The organism is Priestia megaterium, assembly GCF_041941685.1.
In the GTDB taxonomy this organism is placed as follows: Bacteria; Bacillota; Bacilli; order Bacillales; family Bacillaceae_H; genus Priestia; species Priestia megaterium_C.
Genome location: NZ_CP130958.1, coordinates 2,231,620 through 2,253,720, shown reverse-complemented (window position 1 = coordinate 2,253,720; position 22,101 = coordinate 2,231,620). Strand labels below are relative to the sequence as shown.

At 39.2% G+C, this 22,101-nt stretch carries 23 protein-coding genes and 1 pseudogene; 11 read left to right on the top strand and 13 right to left on the bottom strand.

Going from position 1 to position 22,101, the window contains the following annotated elements:
* The first annotated feature begins 72 nt into the window (after positions 1-72).
* A complete protein-coding gene (locus Q5794_RS11585; RefSeq protein WP_374989114.1) occupies positions 73-1,515 on the top strand; it encodes a PLP-dependent aminotransferase family protein in 1,443 nt (480 codons plus the stop codon).
* Here Q5794_RS11585 and Q5794_RS11580 read toward each other — a convergent pair.
* The 4 genes and pseudogenes from Q5794_RS11580 to Q5794_RS11565 all read right to left on the bottom strand — a co-directional run bounded on the left by Q5794_RS11580 (position 1,506) and on the right by Q5794_RS11565 (position 4,967).
* Positions 1,506-2,582, bottom strand: coding sequence for an ATP-binding protein (locus tag Q5794_RS11580; protein ID WP_374989113.1), 1,077 nt, complete (start codon positions 2,580-2,582; stop codon positions 1,506-1,508). The two genes, Q5794_RS11585 and Q5794_RS11580, sit on opposite strands and share 10 nt — an antisense overlap.
* On the bottom strand, positions 2,579-3,259 hold the full coding sequence (locus Q5794_RS11575) for a response regulator transcription factor (RefSeq protein ID WP_214987085.1): 681 nt from the start codon (positions 3,257-3,259) through the stop codon (positions 2,579-2,581). Before Q5794_RS11575 ends, Q5794_RS11580 begins: the two co-directional genes overlap by 4 nt.
* Positions 3,260-3,270: 11 nt before the next feature.
* Positions 3,271-3,834, bottom strand: coding sequence for a class I SAM-dependent methyltransferase (locus Q5794_RS11570; RefSeq protein ID WP_192997339.1), 564 nt, complete (start codon positions 3,832-3,834; stop codon positions 3,271-3,273).
* Positions 3,835-4,242: 408 nt separating this feature from the next.
* Positions 4,243-4,967: pseudogene (locus Q5794_RS11565) on the bottom strand (SDR family NAD(P)-dependent oxidoreductase).
* 197 nt (positions 4,968-5,164) lie between these two features.
* Here Q5794_RS11565 and Q5794_RS11560 point away from each other — a divergent pair.
* Together Q5794_RS11560 and Q5794_RS11555 are read left to right on the top strand one after the other, a co-directional pair.
* On the top strand, positions 5,165-5,791 hold the full coding sequence (locus Q5794_RS11560; RefSeq protein ID WP_029714642.1) for an FMN-dependent NADH-azoreductase: 627 nt from the start codon (positions 5,165-5,167) through the stop codon (positions 5,789-5,791).
* Between the two features lie 66 nt (positions 5,792-5,857).
* Entirely contained in the window at positions 5,858-6,070 is a 213-nt protein-coding gene (locus tag Q5794_RS11555) for a hypothetical protein (protein WP_049817100.1), read from the top strand.
* Between the two features lie 79 nt (positions 6,071-6,149).
* On the opposite strand, the gene Q5794_RS11550 is transcribed toward Q5794_RS11555, so the two are convergent.
* Positions 6,150-6,917 carry a TrmB family transcriptional regulator gene (locus Q5794_RS11550; protein WP_374989112.1) on the bottom strand — a complete coding sequence of 256 codons (768 nt, stop codon included), beginning with the start codon at positions 6,915-6,917 and terminating at the stop codon, positions 6,150-6,152.
* A 122-nt stretch (positions 6,918-7,039) separates the two neighbouring features.
* Between Q5794_RS11550 and Q5794_RS11545 the strand changes: the two genes are divergently transcribed.
* The 4 genes from Q5794_RS11545 to Q5794_RS11530 all read left to right on the top strand — a co-directional run bounded on the left by Q5794_RS11545 (position 7,040) and on the right by Q5794_RS11530 (position 9,673).
* Positions 7,040-7,813 carry a TSUP family transporter gene (locus Q5794_RS11545; protein WP_214987088.1) on the top strand — a complete coding sequence of 258 codons (774 nt, stop codon included), beginning with the start codon at positions 7,040-7,042 and terminating at the stop codon, positions 7,811-7,813.
* 172 nt (positions 7,814-7,985) lie between these two features.
* Positions 7,986-8,231, top strand: a complete 246-nt coding sequence (locus tag Q5794_RS11540; RefSeq protein ID WP_251034111.1) for a hypothetical protein — start codon at positions 7,986-7,988, stop codon at positions 8,229-8,231.
* A 126-nt stretch (positions 8,232-8,357) separates the two neighbouring features.
* Complete coding sequence (locus Q5794_RS11535) at positions 8,358-8,642, top strand: hypothetical protein (protein WP_251034112.1); 285 nt, start codon at positions 8,358-8,360, stop codon at positions 8,640-8,642.
* Positions 8,643-8,782: 140 nt separating this feature from the next.
* Complete coding sequence (locus tag Q5794_RS11530) at positions 8,783-9,673, top strand: PhzF family phenazine biosynthesis isomerase (RefSeq protein WP_214987089.1); 891 nt, start codon at positions 8,783-8,785, stop codon at positions 9,671-9,673.
* 40 nt (positions 9,674-9,713) lie between these two features.
* Here Q5794_RS11530 and Q5794_RS11525 read toward each other — a convergent pair whose 3' ends face one another.
* The 3 genes from Q5794_RS11525 to Q5794_RS11515 all read right to left on the bottom strand — a co-directional run bounded on the left by Q5794_RS11525 (position 9,714) and on the right by Q5794_RS11515 (position 12,660).
* Entirely contained in the window at positions 9,714-9,992 is a 279-nt protein-coding gene (locus tag Q5794_RS11525) for a hypothetical protein (protein WP_311590515.1), read from the bottom strand.
* 113 nt (positions 9,993-10,105) lie between these two features.
* Positions 10,106-11,608 (bottom strand): NAD(P)H-hydrate dehydratase, encoded by a 1,503-nt coding sequence (locus Q5794_RS11520; RefSeq protein ID WP_214987090.1) that lies wholly within the window; start codon positions 11,606-11,608, stop codon positions 10,106-10,108.
* 11 nt (positions 11,609-11,619) lie between these two features.
* Positions 11,620-12,660 carry a C45 family autoproteolytic acyltransferase/hydolase gene (locus Q5794_RS11515; protein ID WP_374989111.1) on the bottom strand — a complete coding sequence of 347 codons (1,041 nt, stop codon included), beginning with the start codon at positions 12,658-12,660 and terminating at the stop codon, positions 11,620-11,622.
* A 142-nt stretch (positions 12,661-12,802) separates the two neighbouring features.
* Between Q5794_RS11515 and Q5794_RS11510 the strand changes: the two genes are divergently transcribed.
* Complete coding sequence (locus tag Q5794_RS11510) at positions 12,803-14,680, top strand: prenyltransferase/squalene oxidase repeat-containing protein (protein WP_192997335.1); 1,878 nt, start codon at positions 12,803-12,805, stop codon at positions 14,678-14,680.
* Between the two features lie 147 nt (positions 14,681-14,827).
* Here Q5794_RS11510 and Q5794_RS11505 read toward each other — a convergent pair whose 3' ends face one another.
* On the bottom strand, positions 14,828-15,055 hold the full coding sequence (locus Q5794_RS11505; protein ID WP_374989110.1) for a hypothetical protein: 228 nt from the start codon (positions 15,053-15,055) through the stop codon (positions 14,828-14,830).
* A 43-nt stretch (positions 15,056-15,098) separates the two neighbouring features.
* Between Q5794_RS11505 and Q5794_RS11500 the strand changes: the two genes are divergently transcribed.
* Positions 15,099-15,641, top strand: a complete 543-nt coding sequence (locus tag Q5794_RS11500; protein WP_214987092.1) for a GNAT family N-acetyltransferase — start codon at positions 15,099-15,101, stop codon at positions 15,639-15,641.
* A gap of 101 nt (positions 15,642-15,742) precedes the next feature.
* The gene (locus Q5794_RS11495; RefSeq protein WP_029714651.1) at positions 15,743-15,937 is read left to right on the top strand and encodes a hypothetical protein; all 195 of its coding nucleotides are present in this window, start codon (positions 15,743-15,745) and stop codon (positions 15,935-15,937) included.
* Position 15,938: 1 nt separating this feature from the next.
* On the opposite strand, the gene Q5794_RS11490 is transcribed toward Q5794_RS11495, so the two are convergent.
* The 4 genes from Q5794_RS11490 to Q5794_RS11475 form a co-directional block, all read right to left on the bottom strand.
* Positions 15,939-16,724, bottom strand: a complete 786-nt coding sequence (locus Q5794_RS11490) for an ABC transporter ATP-binding protein (RefSeq protein ID WP_192997331.1) — start codon at positions 16,722-16,724, stop codon at positions 15,939-15,941.
* Between the two features lie 18 nt (positions 16,725-16,742).
* Positions 16,743-17,225: a GNAT family N-acetyltransferase gene (locus Q5794_RS11485; RefSeq protein WP_214987094.1), complete on the bottom strand. Its 483-nt coding sequence runs from the start codon at positions 17,223-17,225 to the stop codon at positions 16,743-16,745.
* Between the two features lie 158 nt (positions 17,226-17,383).
* Positions 17,384-17,860 (bottom strand): site-2 protease family protein, encoded by a 477-nt coding sequence (locus Q5794_RS11480; RefSeq protein ID WP_144645086.1) that lies wholly within the window; start codon positions 17,858-17,860, stop codon positions 17,384-17,386.
* Between the two features lie 145 nt (positions 17,861-18,005).
* Positions 18,006-18,824, bottom strand: a complete 819-nt coding sequence (locus Q5794_RS11475; protein WP_226897647.1) for an AraC family transcriptional regulator — start codon at positions 18,822-18,824, stop codon at positions 18,006-18,008.
* Between the two features lie 138 nt (positions 18,825-18,962).
* Between Q5794_RS11475 and Q5794_RS11470 the strand changes: the two genes are divergently transcribed.
* Positions 18,963-22,070 (top strand): glycoside hydrolase family 2 TIM barrel-domain containing protein, encoded by a 3,108-nt coding sequence (locus tag Q5794_RS11470; protein WP_214987095.1) that lies wholly within the window; start codon positions 18,963-18,965, stop codon positions 22,068-22,070.
* Positions 22,071-22,101: the final 31 nt, after the last annotated feature.

The following is a 22,101-nucleotide window of genomic DNA, read 5'->3' as shown; positions in this document are numbered from 1 at the left end:
TTGACCTCCCCTGTTGTCTCCATCCAAGTTTTGATTTATAATACCAACCAAATTATAAAAAGGTAGTCTCACATGAACTGGACTCCAGATCCGGCTGATAAAAAGCCAATGCACAAACAAATTCAAGAGTATATGAAAGAGAAAATCATAAATGGAGAGTGGCCTATTGGAACTAAAATTCCTTCGCAGCGCCATTTAGCTGCTAGCTTTTCTGTAAATAGAAGCACGGTGGTGACAGCAACTGAAAACTTAATTGCTGAAGGACTGCTCAGCGGAAACAAAGGTGGTGGCACCAAGGTCATTAACAATACGTGGAGCTTACTAGCATCAGGTTCTCACATGAACTGGAATTCGTATGTAGAAGCAGGAATATACCAACCAAATTCTCCGACTATCCGCCATATTAACGAAGCTGAATTTCAACCGGGCATTATTCGTTTAGGAACTGGAGAGTTAGCACCTGACCTGCTTCCTTCCCATCAGCTTTCGGAACTATTTAGCGGAATTAATCATAGAAGCGTACACTTGGGCTACGAGCACCCAAGAGGAAATGATGAACTCCGACAAGAGTTAGTGAAGCATGTAAAAAAACGAGGAATTGAAACTTCTCCTTCATCTATTTTAATTGTATCCGGTTCACTTCAAGCCCTGCAGTTAATTTCAATCGGCCTGCTGCCTCCAGGTGCCAATATATTAGCTGAAAAGCCTTCTTATCTTTATTCTCTGCCGTTATTTCAGTCCGCACAAATGAAAATAACGGGCGTTTCGTTAGACGGAGAAGGAATGCATTTAGCTTCATTAAAAGACCAGCACGAAAAAGAAAAAGGCACAGCTTTATATACAATACCGAACTTTCATAACCCCACCAACGTGACGATGAGTGAACAAAGGCGCCAAGAGCTGCTTCGCCAGTGTGAAAGAATGCATTTGCCTATTATTGAAGATGATGCTTACGGAGAGCTTTGGTTCCATTCACCGCCTCCACTTTCATTAAAAGCTCGAGATAAAAATGGAATGGTTCTTTATTTAGGAACGTTCTCTAAAACATTCAGTCCAGGATTTCGAATTGGATGGATTGTAGGGCCTGAACATGTAATTGAGCGATTAGCCGACCTTAAAATGCAAGTTGACTACGGAGCCAGTTCCTTATCTCAATGGGCCGTTGCTGAAGCTCTTAAAACCGGACTCTATGACAAGCATGTGGCCAGCGTACGCTATAAATTAAAAGAAAAATCTCAGCAAACACTGGCTATTCTAGAGAAGTATTTGAAGAATCTCGCTGTGTGGAATGCTCCGAGCGGAGGTTTTTATTTTTGGCTTACGCTGCATAAGCCTGTTTCGATGCGGAAGTTATTTAAGCACTGTCTCGACGAAGGAGTTCTTTTAAATCCAGGCGCATTGTATGACCATGAGACATCACAGCATATCAGAATATCCTTTTCTTATGCGACGCTTGCAGAATTTGAATACGGCATAAAAATAGTCGCAAAAAGCCTTAAGAATCTTTACAAGTGATTCTTAAGACTTTCTTGTGTGAACGGCAGCTTTATAAAAAAAGTGAGCTTATTATGCTGATGATCCGCTCGTATCTCTCCTTGATGCAGCTGAATAATTTGTTTTGCAATAGCCAGTCCTAAACCTGAACCATTCGCGTCCGTTCTTGATTCATCACCTCGATAAAATCGATCAAACAACTTTTCCACCTCAATTTTTTCACTGATGTTAATGCTGTTCCTAAAGGAAATAACTATGTAACCCTCGTAAATCTCCAGATTCACCTCTAATACGGAAGGCTTTTTGCTGTATTTCTTGACGTTTTCGAGCAAGTTTTGAAATACTCTTACCATTTTTTCCACATCAATAAATGCATTCCATTCACAAGCAAAGTTAGTCTGAACGTCAATGCCTTCTCTTGTTAAAATTGGCTCGTATTCTCCTATTACCTGTTGAAGCAAACGTTTCATATCGACCTCATTTCGTTGAAGCTGAAGATCAGGACTCGTTAATTTTGTATAGTCAAACAATTCTTCTATTAAATCAGTTAAATAATTTGCTTTTGAATCAACGATATATAAATAGCTATCTAATGTTTCATTATCTATATTTTCTCTTTTTTTGATTAAATTGAGATATCCCACAATAGACGTTAATGGCGTACGCAAATCGTGAGACACACTGGATATTAACTCATTTTTTACTTGTTCGATTTCTCGTTCCCGATCAAACTTTGTACGAAGCTGCGCAGACATTTTATTAATATTTTGACTTAATTCAGCCAGTTCATCTTTTCCTCGTACATGGATGGTTGCGCCTAAATTTCCATTTGAGATCTTTTGAACTTGTTCAGAGATTTCCTTAAGATAACGAATATGGGAACGAATAAGTACTAAAAAAACAAAAACAAAGACCACAACGGCGATAAAGAAAAGTCCAAACGCCAATAAATTATATGCAGGGACATTCATTTTCTCTTCTTGTATATACCTGTTCAAAATAAGCCTAGCAATTAAAACAAAAATTAAATTGGTAGCCAAAAAACTTATAATGACAGCAAAAAGAAGCTTTACACTTATTCTTCTCATATCCTGTATCCTACGCCCCATATTGTTTTAATATAAATGGGCTTTTTCGGATCGTCCTCAATTTTTTCACGAATCTTTGTGATATGGACCATTACAGTATTATCCGATTTAAACGCATCTTCTTGCCATACGGCTTCATATATTTTCCCTATACTCATCACCGTCCCCTTATGGCGTGCCAGCAGCTCTAAAATATCAAACTCTTTTGGTGTTAAGCGAATCTCTTGATTGCGCACAAAGACGAGGCGGGTACTGCGGTTAATTTCCAAATCGCCGATTTGAATAATTTCACGCTCAGTACGTTCGTTGTATTTTTTATAACGTCTAATTTGTGATTTAACTCGTGCGATGAGCTCGAGAGGATTAAATGGTTTTGTTAAGTAATCATCTGCGCCTGCTGTTAAACCAGAAATCTTGTCCATATCTTCTGACTTAGCCGACAGCATAATGATGGGCATATTTTTTTCTTCACGTATTTTAAAAGCAGCATCAATTCCATTCATCTGCGGCATCATAATATCTAATATAATTAAATCTACTTCTTGTTCCTCTAAAAGCGCTAATCCAGATACAGCATTAGAAACTTTCAGCGTTTCAAACCCTTCATTTTCTAAGTAAATAGCAATTAGATTAAGAATTTGCTCATCGTCATCAATAATTAAAATTCTGTCTTTCATTTACAAACTCCTTATATCTCATTCTTTTCGCATGTGAAAATGTATGCGGGAGGAACGTTTCTCCACTCTTTTTCCGCTTCAATCTGCGGGAAAAACGTGCGGATCAACTCTTTTTTAAAATTCGTATACTGAAACGTAATAAATTTCCCTTCATCAGCTAATACACTTCGCGTGTTTTGCAAAATACAGCCCGACACTTCAGACGTCAAAGAAGCAAAAGGAAGACCTGATAATATGTAATCTACTTTTGGAATATCATACTGTATCAAGTACTTTTGAACATTTTCAGCGGATCCGTGTATCACATACACATTTTTTTCATCTCTTACTTGTTCCTTTACTTTTTCGTAAAAATGCCGGTTGTATTCGATAAGAAGCAAAGTTGTACGAGCGCTTCGTCTTCTTATTAATTCACGGGTAAAAACTCCTGTTCCCGGCCCGTACTCTACTATACAGGCTGCATGTTCAAAATCAATCCCTTTTACTATTTTTTTCGCTAAGTGCGTAGAGCTTGGCAAAAGTGCTCCTACCGTTCGCGGCTGGTGAAAATATTGATACATAAAAGCTAAATTCATTTTCTATTCCTTCTTTCTACTCTTTCTTTCTAGAATAGAAAAAAAATCTAAAGAAACGTTAAGTAAATTTCTTAAGAATTCTTAAGAAAACAAAAAGGAGGATGGGACATAACGGAATTAACCCAATCTAAAGACGAGCAAATCGGATTAATAAACTCATATGGATTGCTCTTGACACCGCTGTTGATTTCCGTGCAAGACTTCGCTTTCTGCGGGGTCTCACCTATTCCGCTTTTCCCGCAGGAGTCTTCATCTTGCCCTCCAATCAACAGCTAAAAGCGGTGAAACCAACGTCCATAATAACAGTAAAAAATCCGAATGGTCAGTCAATAATATCGATTGATCATTCGAATTTACCTTTAACTAAAATATTTTTGTCCAACCTCGTTTACTCGTTTAAAAGATAATTTATCGTAAATAACATCCGCTATTTAAATCAAAGGTGGCTCCTGTATAATGTTTTGCTTGAGGGCTCAGTAAAAAAAGAACCGTATCTGCCACGTCTTGAGGCGTAACAAAGCTTGGAATCAGCTGATGCGCGATGTATTCATTTTTGCGCCACTCTGGAATTTTTTTCATCATATCGGTATTTACCATTGTAGGTGCTACGGCATTCACCCGGATATAAGGAGAAAAATTCATCGCACAGCTCTTGGTTAATCCTAGTATTGCTGCTTTAGACATTCCATATATAGCATCGGAGCTTCCTTCCATTCCTGACACCGACGATATATTAATAATCGCTCCTTCTATCTCCTTTTTCATTAACAATTCGCCAAAGTACTTGGAGAAATAAACATATCCTTTAATATTAATATCCATCACAAAATCTATTTCGTTTTCTTCATAATCCAATAAATTTTTCCCTAAATACACGCCCGCATTATTAACCAACCCATACAAACTTTTATCTTTTATTTGATAAAAAAGATCTTTTACATTCTTTCCTTTTTTAACATCTACTACATACGTTTCAATATGGCCCTTTGTATCTTCAGCTAGCTGTCTCAAAGCTTCATCATTAATATCACAAGCAATAACTGAATAGCCCAGCCCTTCGACATACACTCTTTTACAATTTCTTTACCAATTCCAGAACCTGCACCCGTAACGATTATCCATTTTTCTTTCATCTCGACACCTCTTATTTACTTCTGTTAGACATACTTGTTAAGTAAATATCCAAACATTTATTATACCATTATTTTCTATATAGACATCCCTTTCTTGCGCTCTTTTTTAGCTTATCTGACAAAGCGCGTATAGTTTTTTATAGGAGTGATAACGATAAGACAGTACATTATTTCAAACAAGAAAGAGATGATAAGACGTGGCAAAAGTACTTTATATTACAGCTCATCCTCATGATGAGTCTCAATCATTCAGTATGGCAACTGGAAAAGCATTTATCGATGCTTACAAGGAGCATAATTCAAGTGACGAAGTTGTACATATTGACCTTTATAAAGAAAATATCCCTCATATCGATGCGGATGTATTTAGCGGCTGGGGCAAACTTCAGTCTGGTTCGGAACTCTCTTCTCATGAACAGGAAAAGGTCAATCGCCTTGCAGAATTGAGCGAACAGTTTGTAGCAGCGGACAAATATGTTTTTGTAACGCCTATGTGGAACTTTTCGTTTCCGCCGGTTATGAAAGCCTATTTAGACTCTGTAGCCGTAGCGGGTAAGTCATTTAAATACACGGCAGAAGGTCCTATAGGGCTATTAACGGATAAAAAAGCGCTTCATATTCAAGCACGCGGAGGCATTTATTCTGAAGGTCCTGCAGCTGATATGGAAATGGGGCATCGTTATATTGGGATTATGATGAATTTCTTCGGAGTACCTTCGTTAGACGGCATTTTTGTGGAAGGGCATAACGCAATGCCAGATAAAGCCCAAGAAATTAAAGAAAAAGGAATAGCAGAAGCAAAAAAACTTGCCCAAACCTTTTAATATAAAGAGCCTGTAACAAAAATATTTTAATTGAAGGAAGATCCGAACGAGGACTCGAGACTCTTAATGGAGCATCAACTTTGTTCGGATTTTTCTGTTGGTAAGGTGAACGTAGCTTTCGTGCATGGTGGCTGCTTCCAGCAGTTAATTGGAGGGCAAGGCGAAGAGTCCTGCGGGAAAAGCGGAACAGATGAGACCCCACAGGCGCGTAAGCGACGAGGAGGCTCATCGGCCGCCCGCGGAAAGCGAAGCCTTGCACTGAAATTAACTGCGATGTAACAAGCCATTCATACTAGATCATTTATCCCGTTTGTTCGTCTTTCGATGGAAGTGATTTCGTTATGTCTAAGTCTCTTTTCTACGCAAAAAAACTTTCTCTTTCCCTTTCGATCCACCTGTCCATTTCTCTATCACTTTTTTCTACAAGTCTGTTAACGAGAATATCATGCCAAATATAATTTTCAAGTAAATTAATGTTGACTGCGTTATTTGTATAGTACGCCATTTCTTTATGACCATAAATCATTTCACTGCTGTCAACAGATATAATAAACCAGTTTTGATTCCCAATGTTTTCGGTATAGCTTGTATGACGGTGCCGGTCAAATTCCTCCATCGCTTCATCTTGTTCAAACACAATTCCTTTTAGTGTAATACTCTCCCTTAGCTGTAATAAAAGAGGCTTCAACTCATTATAAATATCGGGCCAAAGCGAGATGACAATTTTATTTTTTGCTTTTAACAATAGCGACTCACAAAAAGCAAGAATGGCTCTTTCTCCTTTCATCGTCATAACCCGGCTTTCTTCTACAGACTCTGCAGCTTCAAGACGTTTAAGCGTTTCGCTAACGTCTTCATACGTTTCGTTCCATTTTTTTTGCAGCGAATGCAAAAAAGCATCGACGGGCAGCGACGTGTACTGGGTGCCATCATTACTCTCTTCTTTTAACACCATGCCTTTTTCCTCTAGTGTTTGTAAAATATCGTATACACGCGCTCTTGGCACACCTGAATGTTTACTAATGCTATAAGCAGTGGAAGATCTTTTTTTGACAAGCGTCACGTATACTTTTGATTCATACTGATTAAATCCAAGCGACTGCAGCTGCTGAATAATATTTTCCATAAAGGAAACCTCCCTGTTTTTTAAGTTATTTGAAATTTTCATCATTTACATATTTACAACTGCTTTTTATATAGTTACTATTTAAGTAGTCACTATATATTATGACATGAGGAAGGTGCTTTATGGAAGAATTAAGTTTACAGATTGTTCTTTTGCTTTTACTATTTGGTTTTTTAGCCGCATTCATTGACTCTGTAGTTGGCGGAGGCGGTTTAATTTCAACGCCTGCCCTTTTATTTTTAGGTCTGCCTCCCGCTGCTGCCTTAGCTACAAATAAATTAGCCGGAACGATGGGCGTATTAACGAGTACCATTCGATTTGTCAAATCCGGAAAAGTCGATTTTCGCGTCGTAGGTAAATGGTTTCCTTTTGTATTTATTGGTTCTTTAGGAGGTTCAATCACCGTTCATTTTCTATCCTCTGCTTTTTTGAAACCGGTTATTTTAATTCTCCTTGTTTTGGTCGCTATTTATACGATTTTCAAAAAAAACTGGGGTACCACGTCTACGTATAAGCCACTGTCTATTAAGAAACTTATTTTCTTTACCGTACTTATTTTTATTATTGGCTTTTACGATGGATTTTTAGGAGCAGGCACAGGTTCATTTATTTTATTTGCTTTTTTATTTATGGGATTTGATTTCCTGCAGTCAGCAGGCAGCGCAAAATTTTTAAATTTCGGCAGTAATTTAGGTGCTTTACTTGTATTTTTATATTTTGATTCTGTTGTATTTTCTTACGGATTAATTATGGGGTTTGCGATGATCTTGGGTTCTTTTGTCGGATCAAATGTCGCTCTATCAAAAGGCGTGACGTACGTCCGAACGCTTTTTATTCTTGTCACTTTAAGCCTTATTAGCAAAAACATATTCGATTATTTGAATCAGTACAAATAGATTAATGGTTTCTTTAGAACCATAACATTGAACCTATATATCTATTAGATTAATAAAACTACCTCTTACTATTTTCCTATTTTTGGGTAAATATGTAAAAAACACTAAAATTGTTGTATACTGGTCCATGTTGTTTTACATAATTTAGAAATATTATACAGAGGTGAACATTTTGTTTAAGAAATTCAGGTTTTTATGGTTTGTTTTGCTGATCTTTGCACTTATTTTTGTCAAAAATACGTTCTTTTCTTCTTCAGAGAACGCTGCTGAGACTCTAGCAACGTCAGATGTTCCACAAGCCGCAGCTACTTTCAAAGAGGGAAACAATCAGCAGGACGGAGTCATTATTCAAAAATATCGCAAGCAGCTAGATGCAGCGCAGAAAAAAAGCGACGAAAAAGCTACTAAAGAAATATAAGAAAAAATTTATGAAGACGGCAGGCAAGCGGCACTAAACTTTTTACCGCGCAATAAATTTCAAAGAGCTTTTTCTCAGCCTTCTAAAAAATCGGCCGATGATATTTATAACTTTCTAATTGCCCAAGTGGGGTTTGGAGGATATGATTCTCTTTATCAAGAAGCAATAGCCGCAAAAAAAGAAGCAGCTTCTTCTACTGATGAATTAAATATGAGTGGCATTCAAGCTAAAACCGCTGCACTTACATACGGCACACTAGCACAAAGAGAGCAACTGCTTGTTACAAGTCTTGCCTATGACTTAAGCAGCATAGGCGTCATTTCTTCCGATACAGCTAAAGATATTGATAAAAAAGCTACTCATATGCTAGAAATTAGAAAAGAAGGAATAAATGCCGCGATGCAAGAATAGTTTTGCGAAGTGAAAAGCAGCAGGTAAAAACTGCTGTTTTTTTATTCTAACGTTCAGGTATTTCACTATTTTAATAGCCGATCATTTAATAACGATGGTTATAGCTTTCATATAATGATATAAAAATGGAGGTAATTTCTATGAAAGAAGCGATTGTTTATCAATACGATGCGTTCAGCACGCGCCCTAATAAAGGAAACCCTGCAGGAATTGTGTTTAACGGAGATGATTTTTCAGCTGAAGAAATGCAGAGAATTGCTTATCAAGCACAGTTTAACGAAACTGCTTTTATCATGGACTCTTCGCGTGCTGATTTACGAATTCGATACTTTACGCCCGGACAAGAAGCAGATTTGTGCGGTCATGCAACCGTCGCTTCTCTTTATGCTTTACATAGTGAAAACAAACTTCAAAAGACTACATTTACAGTGGAAACAAATGCTGGAATTTTGCCGATGACTGTACAGAATAGAAATGGACAACCTGTTATCACCATGAGTCAAGCTTCTCCGCAGTTTCATCCGTTTTCAGGTTCAAAAGAAAAACTGGCAAAAGCTCTTAATCTTCATATTGATGACCTTGATCAAAGACTTCCTATTGTATATGGAAGTACAGGGAACTGGACGCTTATTGTACCTTTAAAAAATTTGGATGCCTGTAAAAAGATGAAGCCTAATCAAGAAGATTTCCCTCATATTTTAACAGATATGCCAAAAGCATCTATTCATCCCTTTTGTTTTGAAACGATTCACTCAGAAGCCGATATGCACGGAAGACATTTCTCTTCACCATTTTCAGGTACGGTAGAAGACGCTGTAACTGGAACAGCATCAGGCGTAATGGGCGCCTATTATGCAAGATATGTGGACCAGCAAGATAACGACCGCTGGCAATTTGTGATTGAGCAAGGACAGGAAATAGATAGAGATGGCTTCGTTCATGTAGAAATTACAAAAAAAGAGAATACGTATGGTGTGGTAATCGCAGGAGAAGCTGTCTATGTAACCAAGCAAATCGTTTCTCTTTCCTAATAAAAACGTGTCCGCCTATTTGGCGAACACGTTTTTTTGTTTAGTAAATAATAGCCTGTACGCTCATTATTGTAACGGTTAAAATAAGAATCACGTTCCCTATAATTAACCACGGCTTTGCGCTTCCTCTTCTACCTTTAACAGCCGTGATTAGTCCAGCAATGGGCAATAAAGCCATAACGATGACCCAAATTTTACGAAGAATGCTGGAATCCAAATAAAAACCAAACTGCATCATCGCAAATAACACGACTGTGATAAGGAAGAAAAGTGTAGGCACAGCTAAATGAATGCCTCTTGGTCTCATTGAGTAGTACACAACATCACTTTCTTTCTATGTAAAATCTTACGTAAAATAACGTTATCATTTACAAAGAGTTTTGACAACTTTTTGAAGGATTTTGTCAACAAATTTTAATAATCTAGAAGAAATTACTTCTCACTCAGCTGACCTAAGACTGCCGGCAGTGCAGAAATAACGTCGCTTGCTAACATATCCATCATTGTATGCCCCTGATCGAGCAGCACATCCGCTGCTTTTCCGTGAACATATACCGCATTACTGATTGCTTCTTGAAGAGAATCATGCTGCATAATAAAAGCGAGGATGATCCCTGTTAACGTGTCACCCGTTCCGCCTTTTGCAAGTCCCGCGTTTCCAGTGGTATTTACGTATTGTTTTCCGTCCGGTGTTGTAACAATCGTATTTGGACCTTTTAATACAAGGTACACACCATTTTCTACTGCGTATTGCCTAGATATTGAAAAGCGATTTGCTTCTACTTCGGCGATAGTTGTGTCCACGAGCCTTGCCATTTCTCCCGGATGAGGTGTTAAAATCGTTGCATGTTCTCTTTCTTTTACTTCTGTTTCTAAATGGGGAAGATGAAAAAGACCATCGGCGTCCACCACAACAGAAACCGGCTGGTGAAGCACTTGTTCGACGACTTTCTTCGTTTCCTTCGTTCTCCCAAGCCCTGGTCCGACTGCAATTGCATCATACTTCCCTTCTTCTAAAGGAATCTCGCCTGCAAAAAAGCCATCTTTGCTTGGACATGGTTTATACATCACTTCCAACATGTGAGCAGCTGCAATCGCATGAATATCGCTCGGAAGCGCAAGCGTTAAAAGCCCTGCTCCGCTTGTGAGCGCTGCTTTTGACGTTAACATCGGCGCTCCAGGTGTTTGGAGTGAACCTCCTATTACGATTCCTTTTCCGTGTGTACCTTTATTGGACGAAGCGTTTCGAATGGGAAAAGATTGTTTAATATGCTGAGTTGACCATACCTCCTTAAGAGATGAACTTTTTTCAATTGCTAGCGGCGGGATGCCAATATCTACTACAATCAATTCACCGTAACTTTCTTTACTCGGGTATGTAAATGCCGTGATTTTCGGCTGCTGAAGCGTAATCGTAGCATCTGCACGTACCGTAAGCTCTTGCTTCTGTTCCATTACTCCACTTGGGACATCGATGCTGTATATGTAAGCCTTAGAGTCGTTTATTTTTTTTATAATATCATCGTAAGGAGATTTGATGCTGCCTTTTACTCCTATCCCTAGTAGACAGTCAATAATCACCGTATACTTTTTTACAGAGAAGTTATCTTCCGCCGATTGCCACGTGAACCCAGCATTTTCATAGATAATCATGGCTTTTTTAGCCGCACCTTTTATTTTTTCCCGTGCAGGAACTACCCAGACGTCAACTTCATAGCCTTTTGACTTCAAAGCACGGGCAATAACAAAGCCGTCTCCTCCATTGTTTCCCGTTCCTATAAGCAGCCCTATGTTTTCATGTTTTTTGATTCGCTCACTCAGCGCGTTTGCAGCAGCCTGCCCGGCATTTTCCATAAGGGACTCTTCACTCATCCCAATTGTATTCATCATATAATCATCTACTTGATACATCTCTTGATTCGTTACAATTCTCATTATGCTGCTCCTTACTGAAACGGAAATGGTTCATCTGTATTTACCGTTCCTTTTATTTTCGTTATAGTTAATTGTTCTCCTTTCACCCAATCTTCAAACGAGAAAATGAGAGGCTTTGCTTTTCGTCCAATCCCCACAATAACTTGCAGCGTCTCCGGTACATATGCTACTGTATGAAGCGTTCCAGCAGAATTCCGGTAATCTTCTTTAAAAATACCGTATTCATCTTCATTAAATAAAGAAAAAGCTTTAAGAGGCGATAGTTTTTTTTCAATATGATCTCGAATATGATCGAGCCTTTCCTTTGACTCTACCAAATGATGACGATTTTCTTCGATTAGCTGATTAAAATGGTTCGTACACCCCATCATCGTCCCTCTTTGTACATGAACGCCTCGTCCAGATGCTTCGACTACTGCTCCCTGTCCGCTGCGGTCATAAATGGAATAATTAAACGCATGACGATGCGGTGCTCTTTCTAAAATAGCAACAGCCTCTTCTGTCGTTTCACATGTTTCTAAAATAAACCGAGCGAGCGTACAGCAAATAAATCCGTTTGTTTGACGGCGGCGATTAACAAAATGATAGCCAATTGCCAGTCCTTTTTCATTCATTCCATCCATTCGCCCAATCATTCTCGTTCCAAATCCGACGCTTGCATATCCTTCATTTGGCTGAAAAAGCAAAAATCGACCTTCGTACGTTTTAGGATGATAATCGTAGTTTCTCACATACACGCCGTGCTGCATAAGAGCCGAACATCCCGTTTTCTTCCACTCTTGCTGATACCCGCTGTACTCATGAATAACGTCTTCAAGAGGCCAATCTAAGCCTTCTGCTAAGCCCACTAGCTCATCCCACAGTCCGGGAGCAAATAAGTCGTAATAATGACGAGCTTCTTTTGCTATCGTTTGATAGCTTCGTAATGAACGTTTTCTTCTTTTTTGATGATTTTCAAACAGCTTTGTTCCTTTATGGAATTTCCCTTGCATTTCACCAAGCTCTCGGTAAGAGCCTCGTCCTTGAATGACTTCTACCTGTATTTCTTTCACTTCTATCACTCCAATTTTCCAGTACCTTTATTGTGCAGCAAGCGCTCTATTCTTTGCAACTTTCTCCTCTCATAGAACTCTCTTCCTTTGAATACAGTTATAAAGAAACAGGTCGAAAGATTGAAAAGCATTATCATAAGAGGTGATCATATTGCTAAAGGAAGTTCAGCTAGAGATTCAGCGAAGAATCGCCTATCTGCGCCCAACACAAAAAAATGACGGGTCATTTCGCTACTGTTTTGAAACAGGCGTTATGCCTGATGCGTTTTTAATTATGCTTCTTCGCACCTTTGATTTAGATAAAGAAGTGTTGATTAAACAATTAACCGAACGGATTGTTTCCCTTCAAAATGAAGATGGTCTGTGGACGTTGTTTGATGATGAAGAACATAACTTATCCGCCACTATTCAAGCTTATACAGCTCTTTTATATTCAGGCTATTACCAAAAAAACGACCGGATCTTGCGAAAAGCAGAAAGATATATTATAGATTCGGGAGGCATTTCGCGCGCTCATTTTCTCACAAGATGGATGCTTTCTGTTAACGGCTTATACGAGTGGCCAAAGCTATTTTACCTCCCGCTTTCTCTTTTGCTCGTGCCTACCTATGTACCGCTTAACTTTTATGAATTAAGCACCTATGCCAGAATTCACTTCGTTCCGATGATGGTAGCAGGAAACAAAAAATTTTCACTTACTTCTAGGCATACACCTTCTCTTTCTCATTTAGATGTAAGAGAACAGAAACAGGAATCTGAGGAAACTACTCAAGAATCACGCGCTTCTATTTTTTTAGTCGACCATTTAAAACAGCTGGCTTCTTTACCTTCTTACATCCACAAGCTTGGTTATCAAGCAGCGGAGCGTTACATGCTAGAAAGAATTGAAAAAGATGGAACACTCTACAGCTACGCCACCTCTACTTTTTTTATGATTTACGGTCTTTTGGCTCTTGGCTATAAAAAAGATTCATTTGTGATCGAAAAAGCCATTGACGGGATTTGTTCACTACTTAGTACATGCAGCGGCCACGTGCACGTAGAAAACTCCACGTCAACCGTTTGGGATACCGCGCTGCTCTCTTACGCTCTACAAGAAGCAGGTGTACCGCAGCAAGATCCCATGATTAAAGGCACAACTCGCTACTTAAAGAAAAGACAGCATACAAAGCTTGGAGATTGGCAGTTTCATAACCCAAATACAGCACCTGGAGGCTGGGGGTTTTCCGATATTAATACGAATAACCCTGACTTAGACGATACGTCTGCTGCTATCAGAGCTCTTTCTAGAAGAGCGCAAACCGATACAGATTATTTGGAGTCTTGGCAAAGAGGCATTAACTGGCTGCTGTCCATGCAAAATAAAGACGGGGGTTTTGCTGCATTTGAAAAAAATACCGACTCTATTTTATTTACTTATCTTCCGCTTGAAAATGCAAAAGATGCAGCGACGGATCCGGCTACTGCCGATTTAACCGGTCGAGTGCTTGAGTGCCTCGGAAACTTTGCTGGTATGAATAAATCCCACCCTTCAATTAAAGCCGCAGTAAAATGGCTGTTTGATCATCAATTGGATAACGGGAGCTGGTACGGCCGGTGGGGAGTTTGCTATATTTACGGAACGTGGGCCGCTATTACAGGACTCCGTGCTGTAGGGGTTTCTGCTTCTGATCCGCGTATCATCAAAGCTATCAACTGGCTCAAAAGCATTCAACAAGAAGACGGTGGATTCGGAGAATCATGCTATAGCGCTTCTTTAAAAAAATATGTGCCACTATCGTTTAGCACCCCTTCTCAAACGGCTTGGGCTCTCGATGCTTTAATGACAATATGTCCGTTAAAAGATCGAGCCGTTGAAAAAGGAATTAAATTTTTACTGAATCCAAATCTTACAGAGCAGCAAACTCATTACCCTACGGGAATTGGTCTTCCTGGACAATTTTATATTCAGTACCACAGCTACAATGATATTTTTCCTCTTCTTGCACTTGCCCACTACGCAAAAAAACATTCTTTGTAAAGAGGCTGGGACAAAAGTGGTTTAGCTGAAGGAATATCCGAACGATGAATCGAGATTCTTGCTTGAGAATCCAACTCGTTCGGATTTTTTCATTTGTAGGGTGAACGTAGGCTTCATGTATGTAGAGCAGTTAATGGAAAGCCAAGACTAAGGCTCCTGCGGGAAAAGCGGAATAGATGAGTCCCCGCAGGAGCGCTCGCGGCGAGGAATCTCATCGGCCGCCTGCGGAAAGCCAAGTCTTGCACGGAAATCAACCGCGGTATAACCAGCACTCCATACTAGCGCATTGATCCCATTTGTTTGTTTTAAGATTCGATGGACATAGTTATGTCTGAATTTCTTTTTATACATAAAAGCAGGTTTTTTAGGAAACAAGTGGAATACCTTTTTAAATGTTAGGAAAGAAAGGATGCATCAAATGAATAATGTTTCACCACTTTTAAAAGGAAAAAATGTGATACTAAGAAAACCAAAAGACAGCGATGTAAATGACTATCAAGCATGCAAACAAACAAAAGAACTTATTCGCATGTACGGAGGCGATACCCGAAACTTAAAACCTCTTACATTACAAGATGCCAAGCGGCACGTCGATTACATAAAGTCTCAAAAGCTGAATTGGTGTATTGAATATGAGCAGCGATTTGTTGGAGAGGCCCGGCTGACCGTTAACGAGTACGACCGGCGCGCACGGTATGCAATTGGTTTATTTGATTCTTCCGTTTGGAATCAAGGGCTCGGCACTGAAGTTACAAAATTGGTACTTGCGTACGCATTTGAACACCTTCACTTGCACAGAGTCGATTTACGAGTGCTTGAGTACAACCATAGAGCCATTGCTTGTTATGAAAAATGCGGTTTTGTAAAAGAAGGAATAGAGCGTGAAGGCGCTTTTATTGAAGAAGTATTTCAGACAGATATTATCATGAGTATACTCGAACAAGAATATTATCAGCTGTAGAAAAGAGAATCAGCTGTCATCATCTTACTTCTTTAAAAGTTCGTATAGCCCAAGCCTTTTGTGAATAAAGTAACATAACGATATAACCAAAGGAGCCAACGATGACAGCTTATGATTCCTCTTCTTTTGTATTTGTAACCATTGATAAACATGACATTGCTGCTTTTTTACTAATTGATATTATTTGCAGCACCACTATTTATGTAGCATGTAAACATTATCTCCACAATGAGCTTGCTTCCATTGCAAGCAGCGCTCTTTTTCCCATGGTATATAAGAAGGTTTCTCGACGCTAGCTCAGCTTTTTACCGGTTCTTTTAATGACAGCCAAGTGCGTTCCTTCTGCTGCTGAATCTCTACGGCGTGATTAAAAAATTTAGAAAGATGCGGCTCAGTGAGCTGGTCTTTCGTTTTTCCAGAAGAAAACACTTCTCCTTGGCGCATACAAAGCGTATGGGTAAAGCAAGGCAAAATTTCTTCTACATGGTGAGTAACATAAATAAGCGTAGGCGCTTTTGGCTGCTCTGCCATTTTTGCAATCAGCTGAAGAAGCTGTTCTCGGGCCATTATATCTAGACCTGTACATGGCTCATCAAGTATTAAAAGCTTTGGTGAAGCCATAAGAGCTCGGGCAATTAGCACTCGCTGGCGCTCTCCTTGAGAAAGTGTTCCGTACGCCTGATTTTGTAAATCTTCGCAATTTAGCAGCTGCATTAATTCTATGGCTTGGTTCATATCTTTTTGCTCCACTTGTTCATATAAACCAATAGATGCAAATTTGCCGCTTAAAATCATTTCTAAAACCGTATCGTCATCTCGAAACCGCTGCTGAAGCGAAGAACTTACCCATCCAATTTCTTTTCTGAGCTCAGACAGATTTGTTTCTCCAAATTTCCTTGAAAGAACTTCTACTTTACCTTTTGTAGGCCAGATATATCCGTTGATTATATTTAAAAGCGTCGTTTTTCCGGAACCATTTAACCCAAGTAAACACCAATGTTCCCCTTTTTCCACTAACCACGACACGTTTTTTAAAATTTCTTTTTCTGCTCGTTTTACCGAAACGTTCTTAATTTTGATCATGCTACCACTCCTATACTCTCATTTTTCATCATATATACTATAAAAGAATAATGATTTGTCCCATTTGTTAACTTGCTTTTCTTTTTTCATGCCAATTCTTTCAGCCACTTTAATCGATGGGTAATTGTCAGGATCTATCAATGATATAATTTTCTGAAGTTTCAGCGTATGAAGTCCATAATCTAAGCAAGCTTTTGCTGCTTCACTCGCATAGCCTTTCCCCCAGCGGCTGCGTAAAAATAAATAACCAAGTTCTGGATCTACCTTTCCGTCTACTTTTTGAAGAACCATGCCGCACTGCCCTAGAAACTCTCCTTTCTGTTTATCCTCAGCGATCCACATGCTAATGCCGTACGTTTGATAATGCTGCTTCATCCATTGAATCCAGCGGCGTGTGTCTTGTTCGCTTTTAGTAGAAGAATAATACTTCATTGCTTCAGCATCCTCAAAGATTTTCAGTAAATTTCCTGCATCGCTTTCAGCCATGGCTCGCAGCGTCATTCGTTCTGTCTCAATAATCGTATGAATCCTCTCCTTTCTTACATTCCAACATCTACTATCTTTATTATCCGCTACTATTTTCTTTTCGTAAAGTTTTCCTTTTTTTATTTAAATGAACCAGAAAAAACGCACCAAAAAAGGCTGCTACACACAGCCCTTTAATCTGGATCACACGTTTTCCCGTACCGTAATACGTTATATATAGCACGTCCATCACTTGCAGATGTCTCTGTATATTGAATTGGCAGCAGTGAGAAAATAACATAATAGACTGAAAAATAAACAAATTGATAACAAAATATATCTTCAGGTAGAATATTAGCCATAATTAATCCATTCATTATAAAAATAGTAAGCAAATTAAACAGTACACCACCTGCATATACCACTGCATGAGAAATGCGGCTGTCATTCTTAAGATTTTCATATTTACAAAACGAGTCTAAAAAATAGACTGACTTAATTTTAAACTTCCCCATTTTAAGAATCGTTTTTCCTCGACCAATAGTAAAATCGACCTTCCCTCCGAAAATAATTGCCATGACGGAATGCCCCAGCTGATGAATAAATGATACAAGTGGCAATACAAGACAGAATGACCACACAAACTTTGGAAGATCATTTAACCCAAACACGTTTATCCCTCCTTTTTGTTTCTTCTCTCTACTTTTCCTCCCCGTTTTCACTTAAAACTATATTTAAATTCTTTTTTAAAAATCATATGAAATAACTAGTATCCTAGGTAGGTCTTATATTCTAAATAAAATTCATGTATGTACCTTATGAAAAATACATTTTCCGAAAAACAGTTGGGGTAACGTTTTCCTGTTCTTTAAACCGCTTGATAAAATAGCTTGGATGTTCATACCCTACTTGTCTTGCTATATCTTGTACAGAGATTTGGTTGTTTTTAAGCAGCAGTTTCTTTGCTTTTTGAATCCGCACGCGCGTTACGTATTCAAATGGCCGGATGCCAAGAGATTGTTGAAAAAGCAAACACGTATACTGCTCCGTTACGTTGAGCTGCTGCGCCAGTACTTGTAGCGTTAACGGCTGATGATAATATTCCTCGATATAACGAAGGACTGGGTTTAGCTGAGTAATTTGCTGCAGGCGACTTTTACTTTCTATATATATGCTGTCTTGGCGAAGTTTTAAAATGACGCTATATAGTAGTTCAGAGCACTGCATGGTGCTAGAGGTATGATTTTCTTCTAATCGATTCATTAGTTCTTGAAGCATCCTGTAAAGACTTTCGGCATTTGTAAGGACGATTTTTCCCGAATTAATAAATTGAAGAGAAAGCATGATATCATCAATCACACTTCCGTTAAAAGAAACCCAGCATACTTGCCATTCGCTTGTAACGGGGTAGTATTCGTGCGGAACGTGCGGCGCCAGAAACATCCCTTCATTTTCTTTTATAATATAAACCTCGTCATTTACCCGAAGCTCGCCTCTACCTTTTATACATTGAATCCATTGATAATCAGGAAACTCTCCCTGACGTTTAATATGCGTTTGATGCCTCCAGCTTCCAGCGCTTGTAACATAGAATGGCAGTTTCATATCTTCATCTGAAAGAGCTGGAAAGTACATACGGTCCACATTATTTCCCCCTTTTTATGTGAATATAGTTATATTATCATGAAAATAATTAGATTGATAAGGTTTTTAGAAAACGTTATCATTTTCATATAAACTAATAACCTAGTACTTTAGAAATGAGGGATCGACATGTTAAAAACCGGCAAGAAATTTAATTATACAGCACCTGCAAACGGATACCCTGAATGGAATAACAACCCTGAAATTTTTCAATTGAACCGTTCAAAAGCACACGCTTTACTCATGCCTTATCAAACAGTCGAAGAGTCCTTAAAAAATGATAGAAAATCTTCTGTTTACTATCAAAGCTTAAATGGCAGCTGGTATTTTCATTTTGCTGAAAATGCAGATGGCCGCGTCAAAAATTTTTTCGCTCCTGAGTTTTCATATGAGAAATGGGACTCTATTTCAGTTCCTTCACACTGGCAGCTGCAAGGATATGACTATCCTCAATATACAAACGTGACATACCCTTGGGTTGAAAACGAAGAGCTCGAACCTCCTTTTGCACCGACTAAATATAATCCTGTAGGTCAGTACGCACGTACTTTTACACCTAAATCAGAATGGAAAGATCAGCCGGTGTACGTCAGCTTCCAAGGCGTCGAATCTGCTTTTTACGTATGGATTAACGGTGAGTTTGTTGGATACAGCGAAGACAGCTTTACTCCAGCTGAATTTGATATAACTTCTTACCTTCAAGAAGGTGAAAATACGATAGCAGTAGAAGTATATCGCTGGAGTGACGCAAGCTGGCTTGAAGACCAAGATTTTTGGCGAATGAGCGGCATCTTCCGAGATGTGTATCTCTATTCTACTCCACCGGTTCACATCTATGACTTTAGCGTTCGTTCGTCGCTTGATAACAACTACCAAGATGGTGAACTTATCGTTTCAGCTGATATTTTAAATTACTTTGAGCACGATACTCAAGGTCTAACATTTGAAGCCATGCTGTATGACGCGAATGGCCAAGAAGTACTACAAGCTCCGCTGCAAACAAATTTAAGTGTGAGCGATCAACGTACAGTCTCCTTGCATACACATATTAAAAGCCCTGCAAAATGGAGCGCAGAAAGTCCTAATTTGTATACGCTTGTACTCAGCTTAAAGAATTCTGCTGGTTCTATTATCGAAACAGAAAGCTGTAAAGTCGGCTTCCGTACGTTTGAACTAAAGAACGGTCTCATGACAATCAACGGCAAACGTATTGTACTTCGAGGAGTGAATCGCCACGAATTTGATTCAGTAAAAGGCCGGGCAGGCATCACGCGCGAAGACATGCTTCACGACATTTTACTGATGAAACAGCATAATATTAACGCCGTGCGTACATCCCATTATCCTAACGATTCAGTATGGTATGAACTATGTGATGAATACGGACTGTACGTTATTGATGAAACCAATTTAGAAACGCACGGAACGTGGACTTATTTACAAGAAGGTGAGCAAAAAGCCGTTCCAGGAAGCAAGCCAGAATGGAAAGAAAACGTATTAGATCGCTGTCGTTCCATGTACGAACGTGACAAAAACCACCCTTCTATCATTATTTGGTCGCTTGGAAACGAATCATTTGGCGGAGAAAACTTTCAGCATATGTATACCTTTTTTAAAGAAAAAGATTCTACACGAATTGTTCATTACGAAGGAATCTTCTATCATCGTGACTATGATGCTTCTGATATAGAAAGCACGATGTACGTTAAGCCAGCAGATGTAGAGCGCTATGCACTAATGAATCCGAAAAAACCTTACATTTTGTGCGAATACAGCCATGCGATGGGTAATTCTTGCGGAAATCTGTATAAATACTGGGATCTGTTTGATCAATATCCAATCTTGCAAGGAGGTTTTATATGGGACTGGAAAGATCAAGCTCTTCAAACAACAGCTGAAGACGGTACTTCTTACTTAGCTTACGGCGGAGATTTTGGGGATACGCCTAACGATGGCAACTTCTGCGGAAACGGCTTAATCTTTGCTGATGGGACAGCTAGCCCAAAAATTGCAGAAGTAAAAAAATGCTATCAGCCCGTAAAGTGGACAGCAGTCGACGCTGCAAAAGGAAAGTTTGCCGTTCAAAACAAACACTTGTTTACAAACTTGAACGCCTATGATTTTGTTTGGACTGTTGAAAAAAACGGTGAACTCGTTGAAAAGCATGCGTCTCTTTTAAATGTAGCTCCTGATGGTACAGAAGAACTGACGCTTTCTTATCCTCTTTATGAGCAAGAAAATGAAGCTGATGAATTTGTTTTAACTCTTTCTCTCAGATTGTCCAAAGATACAGCTTGGGCTTCAGCTGGATATGAAGTGGCATACGAACAGTTTGTACTGCCTGCCAAAACCGCTGTACCTTCAGTAAAAGCTGCTCATCCTGCTTTAACCGTTGACCAAAATGAACAAACGCTTACGGTTACAGGAACTAACTTCACGGCTATTTTTGATAAGCGAAAAGGACAGTTTATTTCTTACAACTATGAGCACACCGAGCTGCTTGCGTCGGGTTTCCATCCGAATTTTTGGCGTGCAGTAACCGATAATGACCTCGGGAATAAACTGCATGAAAGATGTCAAATGTGGCGTCAAGCAAGCTTAGAGCAGCATGTGCAAAAAATAAGTGTTCATCAGCCGCAAATTGACTTTGTGATCATTTCGGTTGAACTAGCTTTAGACAACTCTCTTGCTTCTTGCTATGTAACGTATACGCTATATAACGATGGTGGAATGAAGATTGAACAATCTTTAGCACTTTCTGAGACAATGCCTGAAATTCCTGAAATCGGCATGCTGTTTACGATGAATGCAGCTTTTGATTCTTTAACGTGGTACGGAAGAGGACCTCATGAAAATTATTGGGACCGTAAAACTGGCGCTAAGCTGGCCCTTCATAAAGGCAGTGTAAAAGAGCAAGTTACACCGTATTTACGCCCTCAAGAATGCGGAAATAAAACGGACGTTCGATGGGCCACTATTACAAACGATCAAGGACGCGGCTTTTTGATAAAAGGTTTGCCAACAGTCGAGCTGAATGCTTTGCCTTACTCGCCTTTTGAACTGGAGGCTTACGATCATTTTTACAAATTACCGTCAAGCGATTCAGTAACAGTGCGGGTTAACTACAAGCAAATGGGCGTTGGCGGAGACGACAGCTGGGGAGCTAAAACACATCCTGATTACACACTATATGCTAACCGCTCGTATACAAACACGTTTATGTTAAAACCTCTATAAAAGTAAAAAGGACTTTCATTTGAAAGTCCTT

Excerpts from the sequence above, each read along its gene's own strand:
- Q5794_RS11575 (WP_214987085.1), bottom strand. The coding sequence starts at position 3,259 with ATGAAAGACAGAATTTTAATTATTGATGACGATGAGCAAATTCTTAAT.
- Q5794_RS11555 (WP_049817100.1), top strand. The coding sequence starts at position 5,858 with ATGGAGCATCAACTTTGTTCGGATTTTTCTGTTGGTAAGGTGAACGTA.
- Q5794_RS11550 (WP_374989112.1), bottom strand. The coding sequence starts at position 6,917 with ATGGAAAATATTATTCAGCAGCTGCAGTCGCTTGGATTTAATCAGTAT.
- Q5794_RS11585 (WP_374989114.1), top strand. The coding sequence starts at position 73 with ATGAACTGGACTCCAGATCCGGCTGATAAAAAGCCAATGCACAAACAA.
- Q5794_RS11485 (WP_214987094.1), bottom strand. The coding sequence starts at position 17,225 with ATGACGCTGCGAGCCATGGCTGAAAGCGATGCAGGAAATTTACTGAAA.
- Q5794_RS11490 (WP_192997331.1), bottom strand. The coding sequence starts at position 16,724 with ATGATCAAAATTAAGAACGTTTCGGTAAAACGAGCAGAAAAAGAAATT.
- Q5794_RS11570 (WP_192997339.1), bottom strand. The coding sequence starts at position 3,834 with ATGAATTTAGCTTTTATGTATCAATATTTTCACCAGCCGCGAACGGTA.
- Q5794_RS11530 (WP_214987089.1), top strand. The coding sequence starts at position 8,783 with ATGAAAGAAGCGATTGTTTATCAATACGATGCGTTCAGCACGCGCCCT.
- Q5794_RS11500 (WP_214987092.1), top strand. The coding sequence starts at position 15,099 with ATGAATAATGTTTCACCACTTTTAAAAGGAAAAAATGTGATACTAAGA.
- Q5794_RS11545 (WP_214987088.1), top strand. The coding sequence starts at position 7,040 with ATGGAAGAATTAAGTTTACAGATTGTTCTTTTGCTTTTACTATTTGGT.
- Q5794_RS11520 (WP_214987090.1), bottom strand. The coding sequence starts at position 11,608 with ATGAGAATTGTAACGAATCAAGAGATGTATCAAGTAGATGATTATATG.
- Q5794_RS11470 (WP_214987095.1), top strand. The coding sequence starts at position 18,963 with ATGTTAAAAACCGGCAAGAAATTTAATTATACAGCACCTGCAAACGGA.
- Q5794_RS11580 (WP_374989113.1), bottom strand. The coding sequence starts at position 2,582 with ATGAGAAGAATAAGTGTAAAGCTTCTTTTTGCTGTCATTATAAGTTTT.
- Q5794_RS11495 (WP_029714651.1), top strand. The coding sequence starts at position 15,743 with ATGACAGCTTATGATTCCTCTTCTTTTGTATTTGTAACCATTGATAAA.
- Q5794_RS11475 (WP_226897647.1), bottom strand. The coding sequence starts at position 18,824 with ATGTACTTTCCAGCTCTTTCAGATGAAGATATGAAACTGCCATTCTAT.